This window comes from Pseudomonas peli, from assembly GCF_900099645.1.
In the GTDB taxonomy this organism is placed as follows: Bacteria; Pseudomonadota; Gammaproteobacteria; order Pseudomonadales; family Pseudomonadaceae; genus Aquipseudomonas; species Aquipseudomonas peli.
The window spans coordinates 151,548-175,292 of record NZ_FMTL01000003.1 but is presented as its reverse complement, the minus strand read 5'-3'; the positions used below and the strand labels follow the sequence as shown (position 1 = coordinate 175,292).

21 protein-coding genes are annotated in these 23,745 nt (G+C 61.6%); 9 read left to right on the top strand and 12 right to left on the bottom strand.

Annotated features, from left to right (window positions below; all coding sequences use genetic code 11):
• Positions 1–91 precede the first annotated feature (91 nt).
• Together BLO50_RS15380 and BLO50_RS15375 are read left to right on the top strand one after the other, a co-directional pair.
• Positions 92–1,342 carry a peptidylprolyl isomerase gene (locus tag BLO50_RS15380; protein WP_169852808.1) on the top strand — a complete coding sequence of 417 codons (1,251 nt, stop codon included), beginning with the start codon at positions 92–94 and terminating at the stop codon, positions 1,340–1,342.
• Positions 1,339–1,938, top strand: a complete 600-nt coding sequence (locus BLO50_RS15375) for a hypothetical protein (protein WP_090254465.1) — start codon at positions 1,339–1,341, stop codon at positions 1,936–1,938. The genes BLO50_RS15380 and BLO50_RS15375 overlap by 4 nt, the downstream gene beginning before the upstream one ends.
• A 75-nt stretch (positions 1,939–2,013) precedes the next feature.
• On the opposite strand, the gene BLO50_RS15370 is transcribed toward BLO50_RS15375, so the two are convergent.
• Together BLO50_RS15370 and BLO50_RS15365 are read right to left on the bottom strand one after the other, a co-directional pair.
• The gene (locus BLO50_RS15370) at positions 2,014–4,569 is read right to left on the bottom strand and encodes a TRAP transporter permease (protein ID WP_090254464.1); all 2,556 of its coding nucleotides are present in this window, start codon (positions 4,567–4,569) and stop codon (positions 2,014–2,016) included.
• 110 nt (positions 4,570–4,679) lie between these two features.
• Positions 4,680–5,651, bottom strand: a complete 972-nt coding sequence (locus BLO50_RS15365) for a TAXI family TRAP transporter solute-binding subunit (RefSeq protein ID WP_090254462.1) — start codon at positions 5,649–5,651, stop codon at positions 4,680–4,682.
• Between the two features lie 228 nt (positions 5,652–5,879).
• On the opposite strand from BLO50_RS15365, the gene BLO50_RS15360 reads away from it, so the two are divergent.
• Positions 5,880–6,905, top strand: coding sequence for an AraC family transcriptional regulator (locus BLO50_RS15360; RefSeq protein ID WP_090254460.1), 1,026 nt, complete (start codon positions 5,880–5,882; stop codon positions 6,903–6,905).
• A gap of 7 nt (positions 6,906–6,912) precedes the next feature.
• Here BLO50_RS15360 and BLO50_RS15355 read toward each other — a convergent pair whose 3' ends face one another.
• Positions 6,913–7,863: an SDR family oxidoreductase gene (locus BLO50_RS15355; protein WP_090254458.1), complete on the bottom strand. Its 951-nt coding sequence runs from the start codon at positions 7,861–7,863 to the stop codon at positions 6,913–6,915.
• Positions 7,864–8,068: 205 nt separating this feature from the next.
• Here BLO50_RS15355 and BLO50_RS15350 point away from each other — a divergent pair, with 205 nt between their 5' ends.
• On the top strand, positions 8,069–8,416 hold the full coding sequence (locus tag BLO50_RS15350) for a VOC family protein (protein ID WP_090254456.1): 348 nt from the start codon (positions 8,069–8,071) through the stop codon (positions 8,414–8,416).
• An 11-nt stretch (positions 8,417–8,427) separates the two neighbouring features.
• The gene (locus tag BLO50_RS15345; protein ID WP_090254454.1) at positions 8,428–9,441 is read left to right on the top strand and encodes a DUF5924 family protein; all 1,014 of its coding nucleotides are present in this window, start codon (positions 8,428–8,430) and stop codon (positions 9,439–9,441) included.
• A 126-nt stretch (positions 9,442–9,567) separates the two neighbouring features.
• On the opposite strand, the gene BLO50_RS15340 is transcribed toward BLO50_RS15345, so the two are convergent.
• From BLO50_RS15340 to BLO50_RS15320, 5 genes are all read right to left on the bottom strand, one after another.
• Positions 9,568–10,797, bottom strand: coding sequence for a nucleoside recognition domain-containing protein (locus BLO50_RS15340; protein WP_090254452.1), 1,230 nt, complete (start codon positions 10,795–10,797; stop codon positions 9,568–9,570).
• Positions 10,798–11,124: 327 nt separating this feature from the next.
• Positions 11,125–11,583, bottom strand: coding sequence for an inhibitor of vertebrate lysozyme family protein (locus BLO50_RS15335; protein WP_090254450.1), 459 nt, complete (start codon positions 11,581–11,583; stop codon positions 11,125–11,127).
• A gap of 10 nt (positions 11,584–11,593) precedes the next feature.
• Positions 11,594–11,758, bottom strand: coding sequence for a DUF1328 domain-containing protein (locus BLO50_RS15330; RefSeq protein ID WP_069521449.1), 165 nt, complete (start codon positions 11,756–11,758; stop codon positions 11,594–11,596).
• A gap of 77 nt (positions 11,759–11,835) precedes the next feature.
• Positions 11,836–12,270, bottom strand: a complete 435-nt coding sequence (locus tag BLO50_RS15325) for a ferritin-like domain-containing protein (protein WP_090254447.1) — start codon at positions 12,268–12,270, stop codon at positions 11,836–11,838.
• A gap of 83 nt (positions 12,271–12,353) precedes the next feature.
• Positions 12,354–13,190 carry a BON domain-containing protein gene (locus tag BLO50_RS15320; RefSeq protein ID WP_090254445.1) on the bottom strand — a complete coding sequence of 279 codons (837 nt, stop codon included), beginning with the start codon at positions 13,188–13,190 and terminating at the stop codon, positions 12,354–12,356.
• Between the two features lie 252 nt (positions 13,191–13,442).
• Here BLO50_RS15320 and algB point away from each other — a divergent pair, with 252 nt between their 5' ends.
• From algB to BLO50_RS15305, 3 genes are all read left to right on the top strand, one after another.
• The gene (algB, locus tag BLO50_RS15315) at positions 13,443–14,795 is read left to right on the top strand and encodes a sigma-54-dependent response regulator transcription factor AlgB (protein WP_090254443.1); all 1,353 of its coding nucleotides are present in this window, start codon (positions 13,443–13,445) and stop codon (positions 14,793–14,795) included.
• Positions 14,792–16,567: a KinB sensor domain-containing domain gene (locus BLO50_RS15310; protein ID WP_090254442.1), complete on the top strand. Its 1,776-nt coding sequence runs from the start codon at positions 14,792–14,794 to the stop codon at positions 16,565–16,567. The genes algB and BLO50_RS15310 overlap by 4 nt, the downstream gene beginning before the upstream one ends.
• 94 nt (positions 16,568–16,661) lie before the next feature.
• Positions 16,662–17,066, top strand: coding sequence for a DUF1330 domain-containing protein (locus tag BLO50_RS15305; protein ID WP_090254441.1), 405 nt, complete (start codon positions 16,662–16,664; stop codon positions 17,064–17,066).
• Positions 17,067–17,086: 20 nt separating this feature from the next.
• On the opposite strand, the gene BLO50_RS15300 is transcribed toward BLO50_RS15305, so the two are convergent.
• The 3 genes from BLO50_RS15300 to BLO50_RS15290 all read right to left on the bottom strand — a co-directional run bounded on the left by BLO50_RS15300 (position 17,087) and on the right by BLO50_RS15290 (position 20,145).
• Positions 17,087–18,571, bottom strand: a complete 1,485-nt coding sequence (locus BLO50_RS15300) for a nucleobase:cation symporter-2 family protein (RefSeq protein ID WP_090254439.1) — start codon at positions 18,569–18,571, stop codon at positions 17,087–17,089.
• Positions 18,572–18,778: 207 nt separating this feature from the next.
• Positions 18,779–19,555 carry an N-acetylmuramoyl-L-alanine amidase gene (locus BLO50_RS15295; RefSeq protein ID WP_090254437.1) on the bottom strand — a complete coding sequence of 259 codons (777 nt, stop codon included), beginning with the start codon at positions 19,553–19,555 and terminating at the stop codon, positions 18,779–18,781.
• Positions 19,552–20,145: a MarC family protein gene (locus tag BLO50_RS15290; RefSeq protein WP_090254436.1), complete on the bottom strand. Its 594-nt coding sequence runs from the start codon at positions 20,143–20,145 to the stop codon at positions 19,552–19,554. The genes BLO50_RS15295 and BLO50_RS15290 overlap by 4 nt, the downstream gene beginning before the upstream one ends.
• A gap of 310 nt (positions 20,146–20,455) precedes the next feature.
• Between BLO50_RS15290 and BLO50_RS15285 the strand changes: the two genes are divergently transcribed.
• The gene (locus BLO50_RS15285; protein ID WP_090254434.1) at positions 20,456–21,874 is read left to right on the top strand and encodes a DASH family cryptochrome; all 1,419 of its coding nucleotides are present in this window, start codon (positions 20,456–20,458) and stop codon (positions 21,872–21,874) included.
• A gap of 6 nt (positions 21,875–21,880) precedes the next feature.
• Here the strand turns inward: BLO50_RS15285 and BLO50_RS15280 are convergent, their stop codons facing one another.
• The gene (locus BLO50_RS15280) at positions 21,881–23,743 is read right to left on the bottom strand and encodes a sensor domain-containing diguanylate cyclase (protein WP_090254432.1); all 1,863 of its coding nucleotides are present in this window, start codon (positions 23,741–23,743) and stop codon (positions 21,881–21,883) included.
• Positions 23,744–23,745 lie beyond the last annotated feature (2 nt).

The window sequence follows — 23,745 nt, the reverse complement described above, 5'->3', positions numbered from 1 at the left end:
GCCAAGGAGTTGATTCCGGAGTCCATCGCCCTCACCGTCAGCGTGCTGACCAAGGGTGCCAACACCTTCTACGGCCAGGGTGGCCTGTAAGGTGCGCGCGATCATCCAGCGCAGTTTGCTGGTACTGGGGCTGACCGGCATCTGCCTGTCAGCCCTGGGCAGCCAGGACATGCGCATCAACGGTGAACGCCTGCCCGGCAAGAGCATCGGCCTGCTGGAGCAGGCCATGACCCGGGTCAAATTCAATACCGACCTGCGCCTGCTGCGCACGGGTCTGGCAGAAAACCACCTACTGGCCCGCGAGGTGGAAGCCGAGCTGAGTACCAAGTACAGCGGTGACCTGGATGCGCTGGTCGAGCGCGAAGCCGCCAACCTGATTGAGCAGGTCTACGGCCGCCAGTTCGATCACGATGTACGGCCCTTTCTGCGCCAGCCACAGGCGCTGAGCAGCGCCCGCCTGCGCCAAGTACTAACCGCGCCAACCCAAGGCATGGTGCTCGATAGCCTGCAACTGAGTCCCCAACAGCAAGCCGACGCCGCACAGGTGCAACTGATCAGTTGGCAATTCCCCGGTCAGGCCGAACAACGCCTGAACCTGCTGGAGCTGTATCAAGGCGACAACGTACAAGGCCGGGTGGAGCTGCAGCAGGGCAACCTGGTGTACCTGGCCGAACAGGTGCGTCAGCAGGCGCTGCGTGACTACCTCTGGTATCAGCTCGGAGAGAAAGGCTTCAGCGCGGACGAACAGGCCGGCATCCGCCAGTTGGTGCGCGACAAACTCGTCCGCCACAAGTACCTGCATCAACTTGGCCTGCACAACGACTTCCACCATGAAACCGCCAGCCTGCGCGAACGCGCCAGCCGAGTCAGCGATGCGGACGCCGAGGCCTACTACCAGCGCAACCTGCAGCTCTACCTCAACGTTGCCCAGGTGCAAGCCAGCCATATCCGCCTGGCTGATCAAGCCAGTGCCGACCGGGTATATGCCGAACTGCAACAGGATCTGAGCTTCGATGAAGCCGTGCGCCGTTACTCACTGGCGGATACCAAGAACAACACACCACCCGGCGACCTCGGCCTGATTCGCCCGCAGGATGCGCAGCTGGATTTTCTGCGCAAGACCGCCCTGTTGCAGAAGGCGAACAGCGTTTCCCAACCGATGCTAATCGACGGCGCCTTCGAAATCGTGCAGGTGCGTAGCCGTGAGGATAAGCAACTGCCGCTTAGTGATCCGAGCGTGCGCTATGAGGTCAACCAGGCCGTCGCCAAGGAGCAGCTGACTCAAGCCTTCCAGGCTCGCGTCGACGCCCTGCTGGCCAACGCCAAGGTAGAAGGACTATGAAGGCCTGGCTCGGCATCGGCCTGCTCGGCGTGATCACGGCGGTGGCCATCGTCGTTGTGCGCACGCCCCAGGCCGACACCGCGCCTGCCGCTGCAGCACAGGCTGCAGCGCCGATCAGCCCGCCCATCCGCTTGCCCGATATGCCCGCCGCCCTGCCGGCACAGCAACCTGTAGCAATCCCAGCGCCTGCAGAAAAATCGGTGGAAGAACCGCCCAGCGAACCACAACTGAATGCCCAGGAAGCACAGATGCTGATCCAGCTAATGGCCGACCAAGGCGACCCACGCAGCCCAGCCCTGGGCCAACTCAAACCCCGCCAACCCGCATCCGCCGCACAGCTGGCCGAACCGACGCAGTACAGCGCCTTCGAAGACCAGCAAACCCGCGACCAGATCATGGCCTACGCCAGCGGCGTGCAGCAGATCCCCACCATCCGCGAACGCATCGAACAAGCCGCGCAGTCCGGCGAACGCAACCAAACCGAACTCGACGAAGCCCGCGCCGCGTTGGAGCAATTGGAAATGCTGCAGAGCAAACTGCAGAGGGAAAGGCCGGAGTTGTTGCCTGGCGGCAATGCGAAACCGGCCTCGCCTTGAAGCAAACCACCACAGATAGCAAAGGCAGCCGGAGCTGCCTTTTTTGTTAACCGACGCTGGGCAAAGATCAGCCGCTTAGGCTTCTAGCTTACGCCGGCGACGCTGCAACCAGACCACCAGGGCGAACACCAGGAAGCCAGGAATCCACATCAGCTCTTTGGTCCAGCGATCCGTTGGCGCGCGCACCTTGAGGATTTCCTGATCGAACTCCAGGCCCGCTTCAGCCGCCGGACTGCCGAAGGTGACGCTGTCGACCAGCACCTTGCCGCCCTCTTCATAGATCAGCAGGCCGAGCTTCTCCAGGCGCTCTTCACCCGTGGCGCCTTCCGGCACCGGCAGCAGCAGGCTGAATTCGCGGGCATCGCCGACCGCATCCTCACCTTTGATGCGCAAACGCAGCTGGCTGCCATCGGCTACATCACCCAGGGCCTGGGCCAGTTGCGCGGGCGGGATGTCGCGGTAAGGGTCGTGCACCATGTCCATCCAGAAGCCCGGACGGAACAGGGTGAACGCCACCAGCAACAGCAGCAGGTTCTCGTACCAGCGGCTGCGCACCAGGAAGTAACCCTGGCTGCCGGCGGCGAAGATCAGCATGGCGACAGTGGCGATGATAAAGATCAGCACCCCGTGCCAGAAATCCACGTCGATCAGCAGCAGGTCAGTGTTGAAGATAAACAGGAACGGCAGCACCGCTGTGCGCAGGCTGTAGTAGAAGGCCTCCAGACCAGTCTTGATCGGATCACCCTTGGACACCGCGGCAGCAGCGAACGAGGCCAGGCCAACCGGCGGTGTCACGTCGGCCATGATGCCGAAGTAGAAGACGAACAGGTGCACGGCAATCAGCGGCACGATCAGGCCATTCTGCTGCCCGAGGGTCACGATCACCGGCACCAGCAGGCTGGATACCACAATGTAGTTGGCAGTGGTCGGCAAGCCCATGCCCAGCACCAGGCTGAAGATCGCCGTCAGCACCAGCATCAGCAGCAGGTTGCCCATCGACAACAGCTCGACCAGATCGGCCAGCACCAGGCCCACTCCGGTTTGCGACACCGCGCCGACGATGATGCCCGCCGCCGCCGTGGCAATACCGATACCGATCATATTGCGCGCACCAGCAATTAGGCCTTCACGCAGGTCAATCACGCCGTCCATAAACGAGCCGTGGGCATGCGTGCCATCGGTGCGCAGCCAGCTCAGCAGCGGACGCTGAGTCAGCAGGATGATCACCAGCATGACGCTGCCCCAGAAGGCCGACAGGCCGGGAGACAGACGCTCGATCATCAGGCACCAGACCAGCACCACCACCGGCAGCAGAAAGTGCAAACCGGAAAGCAGTACGGCGCGGGTTTGCGGCAGTTTGTCGAGCGGTGCGTCCGGGTCTTCCTCCGGCAGTACCGGTACGCTGGCGGCGATTTTCAGCAGGCCCAGGTAGACCAGAGCCAGCAGCGCGCCGATACCCGGCAGGGCATATTCACCCAGCGCTGGCTTGAGCCAGCCGAGGCCGTAATACACCGCCAGCGACAGGCCGCTGATCAGCGCTGCACCGAAGGCGAAGCCGGTCAGGCGGCGCAGCCAGGGCTTGGGCTGATTGCCGCCCACTGGTTGCAGGCCGAGCTTCAGCGCTTCCAGATGGACGATATACAGCAGGGCGATATAGGAAATCGTCGCCGGCAGGAAGGCGTGTTTGATGATCTCGACATAGGGCATGCCGATGTACTCGACCATCAGAAAGGCCGCCGCGCCCATCACCGGCGGCATGATCTGGCCATTCACCGACGAGGCCACTTCCACCGCGCCGGCCTTCTCAGCCGAAAAACCGGTGCGCTTCATCATCGGAATGGTGAAGGTGCCGGTGGTCACTACGTTGGCAATCGACGAGCCGGAAATCAGACCGGTCAGCCCCGACGCCACCACGGCCGCCTTGGCCGGGCCACCGCGGAAGTGACCGAGCATGCTGAAAGCCAGCTGAATAAAGTAATGCCCCGCACCTGCGCGCTCGAGCAGCGCGCCGAACAGCACAAAGAGAAATACGAAGCTGGTGGACACGCCAAGAGCAATGCCGAACACCCCTTCAGTGGTGATCCACTGGTGGTTGGCCATGGCATTGAAGCTGACCCCACGGTGCGCCAGCATCCCCGGCATATACGGCCCGGCCAGGCTGTAAACGAGGAACAGCAGGGCGATGATCGCCAAGGGCGGCCCCAGGGCGCGGCGCGTAGCTTCCAGCAACAGTGGGATGCCGATACAGGCCGTCACTAGGTCAGCCGTGGTCAGGCTGCCGGGCCGTAAAGCCAGCTGTTGATAGAAAATAAACAGGTAGGCGGCGCTGGCTGCAGCGACCAAGCCCAAGGCGATATCCAGCAGCGGCACGCGATCACGCGGCGATTTGCGAAAAGCCGGGTAGGCGAGAAACGCCAACAACAGGGCAAACGCCAGGTGGATAGCGCGGGTTTCGGTGTCGTTGAACACACCAATACCGAACACAAACGGCAGCGGCGAGGCGATCCACAGTTGAAACAGCGACCAGAGCAGAGCCAGGCCGGTGATCACCTGCGCCATGGCCCCAAGCGGGGAACGCGCACCGACATCCTGGGCAATCAGTTCTTCGGTGGACAGTTGCTTGTCATGCATGGGTTGAACCTGCATTCGAGAGTACGGAAAACGGCAAAACCCGCAGCCTTGCAGCTGCGGGTTTGCTTATCTGAAAACACTAGCCCGTTAAAGCGGGCAGCGTGGGCTGCTTACAACCAGCCGCGCTCTTTGTAATAACGCACGGCGCCTTCGTGCAGCGGGGCGCTGAGGCCGACTTTGATCATGTCTGCTTCTTTCAGGTCGGCAAATGCAGGGTGCAGACGCTTGAAGCGATCAATGTTGTCGAAGACCGATTTAACCAGCTGGTAAACCACTTCCGGGCTGGCATTGGCCGAGGTGGAAAGCACCGCCTTGCCGCCAATCGAAGGGGTTGGCGCATCGCTGCCCTTGTAAACGCCGCCTGGGATATCGGCTTTGGTGTAGTAGCTCTTCTCGGCCAGCAGCTTGTCGATTTCCGCACCGGTCACCGGCACCAGTACCGCGTCGGTGGTGGTGGTGGCTTCCTGGATCGCGCCATTCGGATGGCCAACGAAGTAGGTCATCGCGTCGATATTGTTGTCGCCCAGGGCAGAAGCCTGCTCAGCCGGCTTCAGCTCGGCGGCCAGGGAGAAGGCGGAACGATCCCAGCCCTTGACCTGCATGATCTCTTCCAGGGTGTCGCGCTGACCGGAACCTGGGTTGCCGATGTTTACGCGCTTGCCTTTGAGGTCATCGAAGCTGGCGATGTTGGCATCACGGCGGGCGAGGATGGTGAACACCTCACTCTGCAGCGAGAACACCGCACGGATGTCCTCCATGGCGCCTTCTTTCTCGAACGGCGCAACGCCCTTCATGGCCTTGAACTGGTGATCTGACTGCATGATGCCGAAATTGAATTCGCCACTGCGGATGCCGTTGACGTTGGCCACGCCGCCGCCGCTGGCTGGCGCGTTGCACTTGATACCGTGCTCAGCCGCACCGCGATTGAGGAAACGGCAGATCGATTGACCGGCAACGTAATAAACGCCGGTTTGACCACCGGTGCCGATGGTGACGAATTTCTCTTCGGCCTGTACGGCGCTGCTCAGGGTAATACCTGCGAGTGCAGCGGACAGGGCCCATGCCAGGGATTTACCTTTCATGGGAGTTCTCCTTTTCTGTTTATTTTTAAGCCGAACGCACCTTTTGAGTGCGTCCATAGAGCAAGAGTCTAACCGCTCAGCCACAGGTTGCACGGAGTAATACCCGCTCCCCTGGTAACCAAGTGTTAGCGAGGGTCTGTTGCCGTTTCGTTCGCGGCGGCGCGAATGGAACAAACCCTAGACGTCTTAACGCTACCTTCAGGCCACAGCTTTGGGCAGAATCAAGCCATGCCCAAGAACCCACTCGACTCACTCCACACCTCGGTTAGCGCCAGCATCACTCTGGCGGTGCTGCATGCCGCCAGCCGCCTGGGCGTTGATCGCGCTCAATTGATGAGCGCCTGCGAACTGCACGACAGCCAACTCAGCGACCCCGATGCGCGCGTGCCTTTCGCCACTCAGGAACAACTGTGGCAACACCTCAGCCGTATCGAACATGCGGAACCCGGCCTGGCCCTGGGCTGCAACCTCGCCCCTGGCCCGTTCAGCGTGCTCGGTTACCTCTTGCAGAGTAGTCCGACCCTCGGCGACGCGCTGGCCGCCGGGCTGCGCTATCAGCGCCTAGTGGGCGAGGGCGGCGAAGTACAACTGCGCGAACAAGGCGAGGAGCTGCAGCTGCTCTACCGCCCGCTGCATCCCGAGCTGCCGGCCACCCGCACCCGCGTCCTGGCGCTGATGGCCTGCTGGGTGCAGATGCTGCACCCGCTGCTGGATAACTGGCAGCTGCTGCGCGCGCAGTTTGTTCACCCCGAACCGCCGACGCTGGACAGCTACCGCGAGACTTTCGCCTGCCCGCTGCAATTTGCCGCCAGTGATTACGGCATCGTTCTGCCGCGCAGCCTGGCCAAAGCGCCGCTGATCCAGGCCAACCCGCCATTGCAAAACCTGCTGCGCCAGCATGCCGAAGCCCTGCTCGCACGTCTGCCCAGCGAAGGGCTAAGCGCCCGTGTGGTCGCCCTGCTCGGTGAACAACTGGCGCGCGGCGAGCCGGACCGCAGCGAGCTGGCGCGCCATCTGCACCTGAGCGAACGCACCCTGCAACGGCGCCTGGCCGATGAAGGCTGCAACTACCAGCAACTGCTGAATGACACCCGCCAGCAACTGGCCGAACAACACCTCAGCACCGGCGACTTACCCGCCGCAGAAATCGCCCTGCTGCTGGGCTACTCGGAACCCAGCGTGTTCTTTCGCGCGTTTCGCCAATGGACTGGGTTAACGCCAGGCGAGTATCGGGCGCGGCAGAAAGCGCAATAACCGCAGGCTAAATCCCCTGCACTCGTAAAAACGCCAGAAACGCTTCGCGCGAGCTATAGCGTGGGCTAAAGCCGAAGTTCTGTTTCAGCCGGCGGTTACTCAGCACCGGGCGATAACGCAGAAAATCCACTTGCTCAGGACCGTAGGGGCTTAAGCCCAGTGGCTTTAGCACGTGCAACGCGGCGCGGATCAGCCAGGCTGGCAGGGCGCGGTAGGGTTTGTTAAGCAGTTCGGCGATTTCCTTGAGCGATAGCGCGCCATCGCCGGCCAGGTTGAAGATGCCGGCGCTCTGCTGGCGCAGGCCGCGGCAGATGATGTCCACCACATCCTGATCCCAGATAAATACGAAGCGGCTATCGCTGCCGCGAATACCCAGCACTGACGGCTTTTTGAACAGCTCGGTGATCTGGTTGTTCACCTGTTTGCCAAGAATGGTGCCGGGGCGCAGCACCAGCTGCTTGAGGTGCGGGTGCTGCGTGCGGGCCTCGGCCAGCAGCATCTCCACTTCACGTTTGTGCTTGGCGTAGGCGAACTGTGCATGGCCGCGCAGCGGCTGGTCTTCATCCAGCCACTCGGCATTCTGTGGATCATAGCCGTAGGCGGCGCCGGAGCTGGTAACGATCAACTGTTCGACGCCATGGGCCGCAGCCGCCTGGATCAACGATTGGGTACCGCCGACATCGATGGCATGCAGCTGTTCTTCGCTCATGCCTAGCGGCGGTGTGACCACCGAGGCCAGATGAACGATCGCCTGCGGCCGCCAAGTGGCGACACAACTCGCCACGGCGGCTGAGTTGCTGGTATCAAGCAGTACCGGTTCGATATTCAGTTTTAGCCCCGCGCGGCTTTGCGGGCGGATATCAGCGGCAATCAGCGTCCACTGCGGGTGCTGTATGGCCAATTGGTTAAGCAGCTGCTGGCCAATATAGCCAGCGGCGCCGGTGATCAAAACACGCATTTCCCTCTCCGTACCCAGCACCGCACAAAGGTGCGAGTGCTGCATTTCTAACGACTGTGATACCCCATTACAGGCTATCCAGCGGGTTGCGCGGAGGCAGTGGCAAGGCTGGCCAAACAGCGTGGCGAAAGGCGACAGATGCGTGTGCCCTGGCCGGCTGGGCGCGCTATGCTCTGCGCCCCGCCATTTGCCCAGGTATGCCGCCATGAGCCAAGCCGAACAGAATCTGCGTATCGACTACATCGAGTTCGCCGCCGTCGACCTGCCGGCGCTCAAGCATTTTTATGAACAGGTCTTTGGCTGGCGCTTTACCGACTACGGCCCGCACTACAGCAGCTTTACCGACGGGCGCATGAAGGGCGGCTTTACCACTGACAGCGCAGCGGGTAGCGGGCCGCTGGTGGTGATCTACGCCACGGATCTGCAGGCTGTGTGCACCCAGGTGGCGGCGGCAGGTGGGCAGATCACTCAGGAAATTTTCAGCTTCCCCGGCGGGCGACGCTTCGAGTTCAGCGATCCCAGTGGTAATCGTCTGGCCGTGTGGTCGGAGTAATCGGACGTCCCATGCAAGCAGTGAAACAACAGGTGTTCAAACTGATCGCCCTGATTCAGCGCAATCCGGGGATGGTGGCGATCTTTGGCTTTGCCTCGGGGTTGGCGAGCTTTCTGCTGGTCGAGCGGCATGCCGGACTGGCGCAGGTGCTGGCGCTGGTGATGCTGGTCAGCTGGTTGTGGCTGATTCTGGAAAACATCCTGCGCGAGCGCATCGCCCAGTGGTTCGGTTTCGAGTTACCGCCGCCGCTGCTGCGCTATGCCACGCAGATGATCCACCAGGAGAGCCTGTTCTTCGTTCTGCCGTTCTTCTTTATCACCACCACCTGGAACAGCGGCCAGTTGCTGTTCAGCGGCCTATTGGCTTGCGCGGCGCTGATTTCGATCATTGATCCGCTGTACTACAAGTGGCTGGCGCCTAAGCGCTGGCTGTTTCTCGCCTATCACACCCTGGCGCTGTTCGCGGTGCTGCTCACCGCGCTGCCGATCATCTTCAAACTGACCACCCCGCAGAGCTATCAGCTGGCACTGGCGGCGGCGGTATTGCTGTCGTTTCCCTCGCTGTTCGCGATCATCACCGTGCGCCGTTGGTGGCGTGGCCTGCTGTTGGTGGGCATGACCCTGGCCATCGGCGCAGGCGGCTGGTTGGCGCGCACCTGGGTGCCACCGGCGACCTTGTGGCTAACCGAGGTGGCGGTCACCAGTGAATTCGACAACCAGAACCGCGCGCCGGGCGAAAGCATCAAGGAACTGAGCGTGGCGCAGCTGCGCAGTCAGGGCCTGTTCGCCTACACCGCGATCAACGCACCGCGTGGGCTGAATGAGCGGATTTATCACGTCTGGCGTCGCGATGGCGGCGAGGTCGAGCGCATCGCCCTGGATATCCACGGCGGGCGCAAGGAAGGCTACCGCGCCTGGACCCACAAACAGAACTTCCCCGCCGACGCCGTAGGCCGCTGGCAGGTGCAGGTACTGACCGAAGCCGGGCAGATGATTGGGGTGCTGCGGTTTAAGGTGGTGGAGTAGCGGCTTAGCGGTGGGTGCCTTTTATTCCCTCTCCCGTTTACGGGAGAGGGTTAGGGAGAGGGCTTGGTGTTTTTTCACCCTCTCCCCCAGCCCCTCTCCCACACGTGGGAGAGGGGAGCTAAATGCTTAGCCGAAGAACCAGTAGCAGACGAAGATCGCCGCCACCACGCCAGCAAACTCAGCCAGCAGCGCACAGCCCACGGCGTGGCGCACACGCTGGATGCCCACCGCACCGAAGTACACTGCCAGCACGTAGAAGGTGGTTTCCGTGCTGCCCTGAATGGTCGCGGCGACCAGCGCGGGAAAGCTGTCGACGCCCTGGGTCTGCATGGTTTCGATCAGCATGGCGCGCGCTGCGCTGCCGGAGAACGGCTTGACCAGCGCGGTGGGCAGTGCTTCGACAAAGCGCGTATCCCAACCGAACACCTCGACCAGCCAACGAATGCCGTCGAGGCCGAATTCCAAGGCGCCGGACGCACGCAATACGCCAATCGCGCAGAGCATCGCCACCAGGTAGGGCAGCAGGCTCTTGGCCACGTCGAAGCCTTCTTTGGCGCCTTCGACAAACTCCTCGTACACCGCCACCTTCTTCAGCGCGCCGAGCAGCAGAAACAGCATGATGATGCCGAACAGGGTGAGGTTGCCGGCCAGCGACGACAGGGCCGCCAGCGCCGTGGCGGACATGGTCGCCAGCACGGCCATAAAGCTGCCGAGCAGCAGCGCGCCGGGGATCAGGTACGCCAGCACCACCGGGTCCCAGAGGCGCAGGCGCTGCATCAGCGCCACCGACAGCAGGCCGACCAGGGTAGAAGCACTGGTGGCCAGCAGGATCGGCAGAAACACCAAAGTCGGATCGGGAGCACCTTGCTGGGCGCGGTACATAAAGATGGTCACCGGCAGCAGGGTCAGCGACGAGGCGTTAAGCACCAGAAACAGGATTTGCGCATTACTCGCCGTGGTGCTGCTGGGGTTGAGCGTTTGCAGGGCGCGCATGGCTTTCAGGCCAATCGGCGTGGCGGCGTTATCCAGGCCCAGGCCATTGGCGGCGAAGTTCATGGTGATCAGGCCGAGGGCCGGATGGCCGCGCGGTACTTCCGGCATCAACCGCGCAAACAGTGGGCCGAGCATGCGCGCCAGAGCATCGACCAGGCCGGCTTTTTCAGCGATACGCAGCAGGCCGAGCCACAAGGTCAGGGTGCCGAACAGCAGCACCATGACCTCGACCGACAGCTTGGCCATGGCAAACAGGCTTTCGACCATGGCAGCGAACACCGCCGGGTCGTCACCGAGCAACCAGCGCGACAGGCCGGCAATGGCCGCCACCACGAAAAACCCCAGCCACAGCCAATTGAGCATGCCGTCTCTCCCCCAGATCAATGGGCGGGATGATAGCGCGGCTTATACAGCGGCTTATACAAAGGAGATGGAGAGAGTCTTTTTACGAGCTTGCGAGCTAGAGTCCTGCAAGGCAAAAACAGACGAGAAACGTAGCGCAGCGGAGTAACAGCCAACGGCTGGCCCGTAGGGTGAGCGCAGCGAATCAAGCGAAGTGTACTGTTGTACATGAGCATTACTCGTTCTACTCGCCCTCCGGGCCGCGCTAAAGCGCGTTAGCCGCAAGCGGCTTACCGAGCCTGTTTTTAACGCAGCAGGGCCGACGCGCAGCAGATCGTAAAGAGACTCTTAGTACCAGTTCGGGTCACTTCTCAGCTGCTCTTGAAGCAACTGCTGAGTCGCTTCATCCGGTTCGCCGAGCCAGCGCAGGGTAGCGTGCTGGCTGGGTGCCTTGTCCGTCGGCAGGCCGTCGGGCAGCTGCACATAGAGTGCGTAGGCGTCCTCCTTGTCCCAGCTGAAGGCGACGTAGAGGCGCTGATTGAAGCAGTTGTGCGCTTCACACAGCTGGCCGACCAGGTACTTGTCGCCGTCGTCATCCAGGCCCTGCATGGGGCTGGCGATGCCGCTGAGGTTCATCACCCACTCCGGCAAACGGCTTTCGTCTTCCACCAGTTCTTGCCAGGTCTCCTGATAGGCAGGGTCACTGGCGAGCAGTTCATTGAGGCGGAATTGGCCATCGGTATCCGCGGCCAAAGCCGCCGCACTGCCGCCCAGCAAGAGGGCGGCAAGCAGCGTCTTGATGGTCATAGCGGCTCCTCTATCCACGTGGGCGACGGCCCATGATGAACGAGACGACAAACATCACCAGGAACACCACGAAGAGAATTTTCGCGATACCCGTGGCGGTGCCGGCGATACCACCGAAGCCCAGGACTGCAGCGATGATGGCGATAATCAGAAAGGTAATGGCCCAACTCAGCATGGCAATACTCCTTGTTTACTCAGTGTGCGCCGTGGCGCGGTAAGACCCGGTGTGGCGCAAACCACACCGGACCGGGCTTACTGCATGGACTGTTTCAGGGTACGCATACGGTCATGGTTGGCGCGCACTTTCGGCATTTCTGCAGTCAGTAGAGCCTGTACATCTGGCTCGGCGCTTTCCAGAGCATCCTCGAAGGCATGCAGGATGCGGTCTTCGGCTTCTTCCAACTGCGACACGTAGGTGGCTTCGGTGTCGCTGACCAGGGTCGCTTTGGTATCGGCGTAAACCTGACGCAGCTTGCCGACAAAGGTGCCGCCGCTGGCCGGGACTTCCTGGTTGGCAGCAACTTTTACCGACAGCGCGCGGATCAGCTCACTCTTGCTCTGCGACATGTCACGGAACAGCACCTGCAGGCGCACGTCCTTCACTTCATCGTGGGCGTGCTGGTAGAAGCGCTGGCCGTCACGGGTGATTTCGATCAGTTCGTTAAGTTGCTCTGTTTTATCAGTCATGGTGGATCTCCTATGAGTTGTAGCGGCTGCCAAGGCAGCCTCAGACAACAGGCCGCGACCGGTATGGCCGACGCCCGGATGAATTAGCTATCGATGCGCAGAGCATCGGCGTCAACGCCGCGCACGCCACGGATGTTGCGGGCGGTTTCAATCGCCAGTTGCTTCTCGGCATTGCTCAGCACGGTGCCGCTGAGGCTGACCATGCCCTTTTGGGTGTCGACGGAAATATCCAGACCGTCGAGGTTACGGCTGTAGATAAAGCTGGATTTCACCTTGCTGGTGATCCACGCATCGCTGATCACCGCAGCGGTGTCATCGGCGGCGTTCTGCGCCTTGGCAGCGGTGCTGTCAGTGGCGCTGACGCTCAGCTGATTGTTCACTGCACGCACGCCATCGGTGTTGGCCGCCAAACGACCAGCCAGTTCCTTGGCTTCAGCGGTCTGCGCGTTACCGGTCAGGCTGACTTTGCCGTTGTCCGCATTAACGTTGATATCCAGACCTTCGGTATTGCTGTTCCACAGCAGCTTGGATTTCACCGTGGCGACCAGGGTCGCGTCGTCAAAACGCTGCGACAGGTTCGGCTCGGCGCTGGCCTTGGCTTCAAAGGCCGGGTCGAGGGTCAGCTGGTTGTCGACCTTTTTCACCCCTTCGATACCCAGGGCAATCTGCTCAGCCAGGTCGCGCTCAACATCGGTTTCCACCTTACCGGTCAGCTTGGCGCTGCCGTTCTCCACATCCACATCGATGGTGAAGGGGTTGAGGTGGCGGTTAAGGGCAAACGCGGTCCAGATCGAGCCTTCCTGGCGTGCCTCGCTCAGCTCGCGGCTGGCATCGCCCTCGGCAGCATAGGCAGCGAAAGGCGCCAGACCGATCAGGCCGGCGGTCGCAGTGGCCAGGGCCAGAGTTTTCAATTGATGCATGGCAGTTCCTCCAATGGATAACGATCAAGCAGACGGCCGTTTGTCGCCGTCGTTACTGATAGATCGCAAGCCGCATGCCAGCTTTTTCAATCTTAATAAATTCTTATAAATCAGTTACTTAAACTTGATTAGCGCACACGCAAAGCTTGCAGCTTGCATGATCGCCACAGAACAGCCGTGCAACTTGCACGACGCGCCGCGGACTAACCCTGTGCACGCAATGACTGCGTGCGGGATAAGAAGGAGATGGCTATGCACGCAAGCACGGAAGAACACAGCCTGGGGCGCATTTTGCTGGTGGATGACGAGACCGCCATCCTGCGCACCTTCCGCTACTGCCTGGAAGATCAGGGTTATCAGGTGAGTACCGCGAGCAGCGCAGCACAGGCCGATGCCCTGCTGCTGCGTCAGGTTTTCGATCTGTGCTTTCTCGATCTGCGCCTGGGCGCAGACGACGGCCTGGAGGTGCTGGCGCAGATGCGTCTGCAGGCGCCCTGGATGCGTGTAGTGATCGTCACCGCGCACTCGGCGGTAGACACTGCGGTGGATGCCATTCAGGCCGGCGCGGCGGATTATCTGGTCAAGCCCTGCAGCCCGGAGCAGCTGCGCCTGGCCGCCGCCAAGCAGCTGGAAGCGCGCCAACTGGTTGAACGCCTGGAGCGTTTGGAAGGCTATGTGCGCAAGCCCGGCGATGGCCTCGACTCGCAGAGTCCGGCGCTGATGGCGGTGCTGCAGACGGCCAAGCAGGTGGCTGATACCGACGCCAACATCCTGATTCTCGGCGAGTCCGGCACCGGCAAGGGTGAGCTGGCGCAAGCCATTCACCGCTGGAGCAAGCGCGCGAAGAAATCCTGCATCACCATCAACTGCCCGTCGCTGAGCGCCGAGCTGATGGAAAGCGAGCTGTTCGGGCATAACCGCGGCGCCTTTACCGGTGCCAGCGAAAGTACCCTGGGGCGGGTCAACCAGGCCGATGGTGGCAGCCTGTTCCTCGATGAGATCGGTGACTTCCCACTGGCGCTGCAGCCCAAGCTGCTGCGTTTTATTCAGGACAAGCAATACGAACGCATCGGCGACCCGGTGACCCGCCAGGCCGATGTAAGGATTCTCGCGGCCACCAACCTCAACCTGGATGAAATGGTCCAGCAAGGGCGCTTCCGTGAAGACCTGCTGTATCGCCTAAACGTCATCACCCTGACCCTGCCGCCGCTGCGCGAGCGTCGCGAGGACATCCTCGACCTGGCCGAGCGTTTCCTCGCGCGTTTTGTCGTCGAGTACGCCCGGCCGGCACGCAACTTCAGCGAGGAAGCGCGCGAGGCGCTGCTCACCTACGCCTGGCCGGGCAATATCCGCGAGCTGCGCAACGTGATTGAGCGCGCCAGCATCATCTGCAGCGAAGAACTGGTGCAGGTCAGCCACCTCGGGCTGAACGCCCAGGCCAACCCATGTGCACCACAAATCGGTGACCAGCTGAGCCTGGAAGCCCTTGAAAAAGCCCATATCAGCGCCGTGATGGCCAACAGCGACAGCCTCGACCAGGCGGCGAAAACCCTCGGCATCGATGCCTCAACCCTGTACCGCAAACGCAAGCAGCTCAGCCTGTGAACCTGCGCAGCCGGCTGTTTATCAGCAGCAGTGCGCTGCTTACCGTCGCCTTGGTCGGGTTGTTATTGGGGATGTTCAGCGTGCTACAGCTGACCCAGGTGCAGAGCCAGGCGATGACCCGCAACCTGCAGATCATCGATGCCAGCCTGGGCCTGCGTCAGGAGCTGGGCAAACAGGTGATTCTGCTGCTCGCCGAGGACCTCGACCGCGAGGCCCTGAAAACCTCCGATCAGCAGTTCAAACGCTGGCTACAGCGCGCCGCCGAAAGCGCCACCGATGACAGCGACCGTCAGGCGGTTGCCGAAATTGAGCGCGCCTACGCCAGCTTTGATGACCTGCTGGCCAAGCCCTTGACCGTGCGCCGTGAGTTGCTCAGCAATGACAGCTTCGGCCGGGCCATTGAGGCCCTGCGCGACCGGATCAACGCCGTGCAGATGCGTTACGTCAGCGCCGTGGAACAGGAAGAAGCACGCGCCCGTGAACGTGCCTGGCTGATCGCCGGGCTGCTTGGGCTGATCGGCCTGGCCGTGTTGGTGATCGGATTTGTCACCGCGCACAGCATCGCCCAGCGCTTCGGCCGGCCCATCGAGGCATTGGCGCGGGCCGCCGACCAGATTGGCCAGGGCGATTTTCAGGTCACCCTGCCCCTGACCCCGGTGGCGGAAATGTCCGCCCTGAGCCAGCGCTTCGGCCTGATGGCCGAGGCCCTGCGCGAGTTCAAGAGCAGCGATGTGGCCGCCCTGCAGGCCGAGCAACAGCGCCTGCAAGCGGTGCTCGACAGCATCGACGACGGCCTGCTGATCTTCGATTGCGCAGGCCGGGTCGAGCACGTCAACCCGGTGGCCCTGCGCCAGTTGAGCTGGGGTGCCGAGCAGCTCGGGCAGACCCTCGACGTGGCCCTGAATCGCGCCGATCTGGCCGAGCAGTTGCACAAGGTACTGCAGGGCGAAAGCCTGGATGAGGTGCTGGACGATGTGCAGACCGAGGTCGATGGCGAGCAACGTGTGTTGGCCTACAGCCTGTCTGGTGTTCATCACAGCGAAGGGCGCTTTATGTGCGCGGTGATGGTGCTGCGCGATGTCACCGAGCAGCGCGCCTTTGAACGGGTGCGCAGCGAGTTCGTGCTGCGCGCCTCACATGAGCTGCGTACGCCGGTGACCGGCATGCTGATGGCGTTCGGCCTGCTGCAGGAGCGCCTGCAGTTTGCCGCAGAATCCCGTGAAGCCGACCTACTGAATACCGTGGATGAGGAAATGCACCGCCTGCTGCGCCTGATCAACGATCTGCTGAATTTCTCGCGCTACCAGAATGGCCTGCAGACCCTGGAGCTTTCTAACTGTGCCCTAGGCACGCTGCTGCAACAGACCCAGCAACGCTTCACCACCCAGGCCGACGAGCTGCAGATCAGCCTGGCCTGTGAAGTGCACGGCGATCTGCCGGACGTGCAGATCGATCCGCTGCAGATCGAGCGGGTGCTCGATAACCTGATCGGCAACGCCCTACGCCACAGCCACCCCGGCGGGCAGATCCGCCTGCAGGCACGGCAGCAGGATGATCGGGTGGTGCTCAGTGTGGAAGACAACGGCGAGGGCATTCCCTATCGCCAGCAGGCGCGAATCTTCGAGCCCTTCGTGCAGGTCAGCCGTAAGAAAGGCGGCGCCGGCCTCGGCCTCGCGCTGTGCAAGGAAATCATCCAGCTGCATGGCGGACAGATCGGCGTGCATTCACGCGCCGGTCAGGGTGCGCAGTTTTATGTGGCGTTGCCGGTTTAAGGCTTCGATTACACGCAATCAGCCTGGCTGATGCAGATTGCCTGTGAGCCGACGCAGGCCGACACTGGGCGCTCCACACATGAGGAGCGCTGTCATGCCCAGCATCAACCCAAGCCCTGCCCAACTGGCTGCCTTTAGCGCTGCAGTAGCCGACGATACGCCATTGCTGATGCTCAACCTGCTGCGCTTTCAGGCCCAGGCCAGCTACTCCAGCGGCAGCAGCCATATCCCCTGCAGCGGGCGCGAAGCCTATGCACGCTACAGCCAAACGGCGTTGCGCAAAGTGCGCGGGGTGGGGGGTGAGGTGCAGGTCATGGCCGCCGCACAGGCGGCCCTGATTGCCCCGGAGGGTGAACAGTGGGATGAACTGCTGTTGGTACGCTACCCCTCCAAGGCGGCCTTTCTCAGCATGCTTGCCGATCCGGAGTACCGCGCGGCCACCGAACACCGCACGGCCGCCCTGGCCGACTCACGCCTGATCGCCACCACGCCGCGTTAAACGCGTGGTGGCAAGCCCGGCTAGTGCCCTGACGCTTCCTTGATCAGCGGCACTTCCTTGCCCTCGGCATCGAACAGTTTGCCGCCTTTGAAGTAATCGCCATCGTTCAGTGCGGCAATATCCTGGTAACGCAGGGTGCGCTCGTGGCCGGCCACGAAGACCGATTGCTGGTCCGAGTTGCCGGTTTTGAAGTGGTTGAAGGCCAGGTTGAGCACAATCGCCATGATCGCCGCCGAGCTGATGCCCGAATGGAAAATGGTTTCGAACCAGGCCGGGAAGTGGTGGTAGAAGGTCGGCGCAGCAATCGGGATCATGCCGAAACCGATCGAAGTGGCGACGATGATCAGGTTCATGTTGTTGCGGTAATCAACTTTGGACAGGGTACGGATACCGCTGGCCGCCACGGTGCCGAACAGCACCACGCCCGCACCGCCGAGCACCGCCGTGGGCACGGCAGCGACCAGACGGCCCATCACCGGCAGCAGGCCGAGGGTCACCAGAATCAAGCCGGCCGAGGCCACTACATAGCGGCTTTTCACTCCGGTCACCGCCACCAGGCCGACGTTCTGGGCAAAGGCACTCTGGGTGAACGAGCCAAAGATCGGCGCAAACACGCTGGAGATCATGTCCGCACGCAGGCCGTTGCCCAGGCGCTTGGAGTCGACCTTGGTTTCGATGATGTCACCGACCGCCAGGATGTCCGCCGAGGTTTCCACCAAGGTGACAATGATCACGATCAGCATCGAAATGATGGCCGCGACATGGAAGGTCGGCATGCCGAAATGGAATGGACTGGGCAGCGCCACCATCGGCCCTTCAGTCACCTTGGAAAAATCCGCCATACCCAGGGCCACGGCCACCAGGGTGCCGATGACCATGGCCAGCAGGATCGACAGGCGCGAGATGCTCGAACTGCCCAGCTTGCTCAACAGCAGCACGGTGACCAGGGTCAGCGCGGCCAGACCGATATTGGCCATGCTACCGAAATCCGCCGCGGCACTGTTACCGCCCATGGCCCAGCGCGCCGCCACCGGCATCAGCGTCAGGCCAATGATGGTGATGACAATGCCATTGACCAGCGGCGGGAAGAATTTGGTGATGCGTGAGAACACCGGCGTGATCAGCAAGCCGATCAGCGACGCCGCGATTACCGCGCCGAACACTGCCGGGAGACCGCCGGCACCATCGCTGCCGATAATCGCGATCATGGTCGCCACACCGGCAAAGGACACGCCCTGCACCAGCGGCAGCTGCGAGCCGAAGAACGGCAGGCCGAGGGTTTGCAGCAGGGTCGCCAGGCCACCGGCAAACAATGAGGCGGCAATCAGCAGACCAATATCCGCCGGCGACAGTCCAGCCGCCTGACCGACAATCAACGGAACCGCGACAATCCCGCCGTACATGGTCAGCACATGCTGCAGGCCATAGGCGAGGTTGGCACCGATACCGAGGTTTTCGTCTTCCGGACGCTGCGCGGAGGACGGCGTAACAGGTGAAGTCGTCATGCTGAGTTACTCGCTGTTGTTCTTGTCCGACTAATGTAGACAAACCAAAAAGCTCTTGGCTACAACTTTGTATACATTTTCAGACAAAAGAGCATCGGCAGAACGATTATCGAATGCACAGTCTAGAAACGAACATGCACACATAAAAAACCGCCGAAACACACGTTGTTTCGGCGGTCGTTTATCACCAACGCTGCGGGCCTCGGTTTAGAGCGTTGCGGCCAGCACTACCAAAAGCGCCGCTGTTTCAGCATCCGGCTCGCCGTCATAGCGTGCCGGGCGGTATTTCATCTGAAAGGCCGCGATGACATTGCGCGTGGCTTGATCCAGCTCACCATGCAGCGGCACCGCGTAGCCCTGCCGCATCAATTGCTCTTGAAACCATTGCACGCTTGGCAGACTGGCGCTGAACAGCGCCTGCTGACGCGCCACAGCCTTGGCATCCGGCCAAGGCATCAGACCGGCATCGGCCAAGCGTTTCCAGGGGAACAGCGGACCGGGGTCAACCTTGCGCTGCGGCGCGACATCACTGTGCGCCAGGATGCTGCCAGGCGGCAGTTGGTGGCGTTGCATGATGTCTTTAAGCAGCTCGATCAGCGCGTCGATCTGCGCCGGAGCAAAGGGCTGCCAGTAACGGCCGCTGGGCGTGTCATAAAACCCCTGATTAACCAGCTCGATGCCAATCGTGGTGCCATTGAGCCAGGTCCGCCCCTGCCACTGGCTGTCACCGGCATGCCAGGCACGGCGGTTCTCGTCGACCAGGCGGTAGATGGTCGGCGGGGCTTCGCCGATCAGGTAATGACTGCTGACGTCGGTCTCGGTCAGCAATTGCAGCGAGCGCGCCATGTCGGTAGAGGTGTAGTGCAGCACGATGTACTGCACGCGGCTGTTCTGCCCAGTGGCGGTATAGCTGTCATCGATGCGCAGGCCGCTGCTACAGCCGGCCAGCCATAGCACCAGAATACTTAAACAGAGAGCTTTCATGGGCTGATATGCAACACGCTTTGCAGGTTATCCAGCAGCATATCGACGCTGAGCATGATCAACAGCATGCCCATCAACCGCTCCACTGCGGTCAACCCGCGAGGTCCGAGAAACCGCTGCAGCCATGAAGCCTGCAGCAAAATGAATGCAGTCGCCGCCCAGGCCAACACGACGGCGGCATAGAGCTCCCAAAGCTCACCCTCGTGGGTATTGCGCAGGGTCATCAACACCGCCAGGGCGGAAGGCCCGGCAACCGCCGGAGTGGCCAGTGGCACCAGCATGGGCTCGCCATCCGGCACATCACCCAATACCCCTTGCGGACCAGGGAAGATCAGGCGCATGGCGATCACAAACAGGATGATACCGCCGGCAATCGCAGTTGCCTCCCGCGACAGCCCCAGCGCGCTGAGCACTTTGTCACCAAAGGTAAGAAACAGCAGCAACAACGCCAGCGCAAACAGCAACTCACGTGCTGCAACCCATAGGCGACGTTTGGCCGGTACGTTTTTCAATGCGGCGATAAAGATGGCGATATTGCCGAAGGGATCGGTGACCAGAAAGATCAACGCAGCGATGCCGAAAATATCCATAGTGACTCCTCAACTGATCGGCAGAGTTTAGGGCCTGTTGCCGTTGCAATGCGAACGCGCCTTATTGTGCGCAGGCATGGGGCCTAGCAAGCATGGCGGTCGTGCTGAGTCACATTCGCCACCGAGCACCACAGCCACACGCTCAACCAGCGCCCTGCGGTTAGCTGTCGGCGTAGAAAAGACCTTTGATCCGGCAGATTTGCCGCGCTGGTCTATTGCCCGGGCAAGACACAATTGGCGCTGCTAGACTGGAAGCTGTACAAATATGGATATCTTGTACAGTTTTTGTATTGCTTAGGAGGCCAGCACCATGCGCGCACTGCTGTGGTTCAAACAGGATCTACGCCTTGATGACCACCCCGCCTTACAGGCGGGCCTAACGGCTGAATGCCTGTTACCGGTGTATGTGCTGGACCCAGCACTGCTGCAACTCAACGCGTTTGGCATGCGCCGCATGGGCGTCCATCGTGCGCGCTTTCTGCTGGAAAGCCTGGTGGCGCTGGAAGGTGAATTGCGCCAACGCGGCTCACATCTGCTGCTGGTAATCGGCGAGGCGGAGCAGGTGATCCCGCAACTGGTGGCCCAGTTTAATCTGGATCAGGTGCTGACCCTGGAGGAAATCGCGCCAGACGAACGTGCCCAGGTGGCCCGCGTCGCCCGACAACTCGGCGATGTCACGTTGCAACAGGCGCCCGCCAACAATCTGTTGCGCCCAGATGAACTCCCCTTCAGTGTCGATCAGCTGCCACATGTGTTCAGCCGCTTCCGCAGCCTAGTGGAAGAGCGCCTGCAGGTATTCCAACCGCGCCATGCGCCCGACCGCTTACCGGTGCTACCAGATGGTGCACTGGCGTTGATGCAGCCGCTGCCGACCTTGTCGCAGCTGGGCCTCGGCGAACCGCTCAGCGTGGCCGCCAGTGCGTTCCCATTCGCCGGCGGCGAACCCGCGGCGCTGGGCCGGTTACGCGACTACTTGTGGAAAACCCAGGCGGTACGGCAATACAAAGACACGCGCAACGGCATGATAGGCAGTGAGTACTCCTCAAAATTCTCACCCTGGTTGGCCAACGGCAGCCTCTCGGCACGCCGCGTGGTGGCCGAACTGCGTCGGCATGAAGCGCAGTTCAAACGCAATGATTCGACCTATTGGCTATGGGTCGAAATGCTCTGGCGCGACTTCTTCCGCTGGACCCTGCTTCGCCATGGCAGCGCACTGTTCAAGGCGGGCGGCCTGAAAGCCACTGAACGGGCACCGCAGCAGCTGGACCAGCGCTTTCATGACTGGTCACGCGGTCGCACGGGCATGCCGCTAGTGGATGCCAATATGCGCGAACTGGCCGCCACCGGCTTTATGTCCAATCGCGGTCGTCAGGTGGTCGCCAGCTACCTGATCAATGATTTACAGCAGGACTGGCGCCACGGCGCGGCCTGGTTTGAAGAGCATCTGATCGATTACGACCCGGCCAGCAACTGGGGTAACTGGGCCTACCTGGCCGGCGTGGGCAACGACCCACGGCACAACCGTGTCTTCAATGCCCTGCGCCAGGCCCGTGAATATGACCCTGAAGCGCAGTACGTCAGCCTCTGGCTACCGGAACTGCGTGACGTGCCGCAAGCGCTGCGCCATACGCCTTTCTTACTTGCGGGCGGACACCTGCGCAGCCTTGGCTACCCGCAGTTGGACAGCATTCCGGAGAGCTGGAAGCCTTACCTGCACGCAGTGGCCTGAATCGGCTCAGTTCAGTTCAACCCGATTGCGCCCGCCGCTCTTGGCGCGATACAGCGCCTGATCGGCCCGCTCGAAGACCTTGTCGCTGTCTTCTCCACTGGCAAAGGCCGTCAGACCGGCCGACAGGGTGATGGTCACGCGCTCTCCCCGAAAGTGAAAAGGGCACTGCTCCACGCCATCCAGCAGGGTTTGCAACAGCTGGTGACCGCCCTCTAACGGGGTGGAAGGAATCAGCAGAACAAATTCCTCACCGCCAAAACGGGCAATAAAGTCTGTCTTGCGCAAACGTTTGGCCAACTCACCGGCGATGATCTTCAATACTTTGTCGCCCGCCAGATGACCGTAGCCATCGTTGATCCGCTTGAAGTGGTCAATATCCAGTACCGCCAGCAGCAACTCGCCGCCATAGCGTTTCCAGCGTGCCATCTCCAGCTCAAGGCGCTCACTCCAGCCGGCACGGTTGGGTAGGCCGGTGAGCGGGTCGATCAGGGCTTTCTGCCGCTGCTCTTCGAGGTGATCGCGGAAGCTCTGCGCTTCCTGCTCCATATCGGCAACCTTCTGGGTCAGGCTTTGCAACCGCTGCGCCACGGCCTCTTCATGGCCATCACGTTGCTTCTGGTGCTCGCTGACCGTGCTGAGTAAGCCATCCAGACGAGCTTCCAGAGATTGCTTGAGCGTCGGTAGATCAACCGCATCCTGCACACTGGCCTGCAAACCGCTGACCTGATCGCGCAGCTCCTGATTGAACGTGCGCGCACTCTCCGCCGACTCGCTGTAGCCCTCGTGAGCCTCGCTGAGGGTGCTGAGAAACGATGCCAGACGCTCATTGAGCTGCTTGAGGTAGCTGGCAAACTCACGCTGACCGCTGTCAGTAACGGCCAAGACCAGCACAGCCAGATCGTCCAGCACCGACACCAGCTCATACCAGTTCAAACCACCCTGCACGCGCTGACGCAACACCTCACCCTGCGGCCGATGACGCTCCGGCAAGTCCAACTCATCGAGCAAGCCCATCAGGCTATCGCCAATATGCGGCCCTACAGCGCTGTAACCCGGCTCGGGAATTTCTGGCAGCGCATACGCCGGGTCCCCAGAGGCCTGGGCAGGCATAGCTGACACGGGCGTCACGGCGACGATGGACGTTACGGCAGCAAGTGATGGCGTAGGGGCGGGATTTGGCGTGACCGGCGCCACAACCGCAGCCGCTTCACTGCTGGCCTTCAGCATTGGTTCAACCGCCTGCGCAAGAGGCTCAGGCTGTGCGACAGCGTTTGGAACAGGGACAACGGGCGGCGCATCATCAGCGGTTGCCGGCTCGCTATCGGCGGAGCTAACGGGTGCAGCGTCCTTGCCCCCAAACAAGCGCTGGAGGAACCCCGGACGGGCCTGGGTAGCCTCGTCATCAAGCGCGGCCAAGGCTTGCTGCTGCAGGCTGCTCAACTCACTCAGCAGTGCCGGCAGCTCACGCGGTTGGCTGGCACGCTCTTCAATGCGCTTGGCAAACTGCTTGAGCGCTTTGCGCACTTCGCGCGGAGGCTCCAGAGCAAGCAATTGATCAGTCAGGCTGGTGACGCCGGAGATGTTCTGTTCGACGCGATCCTGGCGGCGCTTTTCCGAATCCAGCACGGCTTTTTCCAGCCGAGGAATCAGCCCCGACAGACCGGCGTCAATATCATCGCGACGCAGAATGTCGCGCAGCTCCTGCATGCACTGGTCAACCGACTTGTCACTGCCTTCGGCGGCCAGCGAACTGCGCACCAGGCCACGTCGTAGCAGATCGAGCCGGGCATCCCAACGGCGTTCTAGCTTTTCTTGTTGTTCCAGGCTTTCCAGGTACTTGCTTTTCCAGCGCTGGGCATCGTCAGTCATGG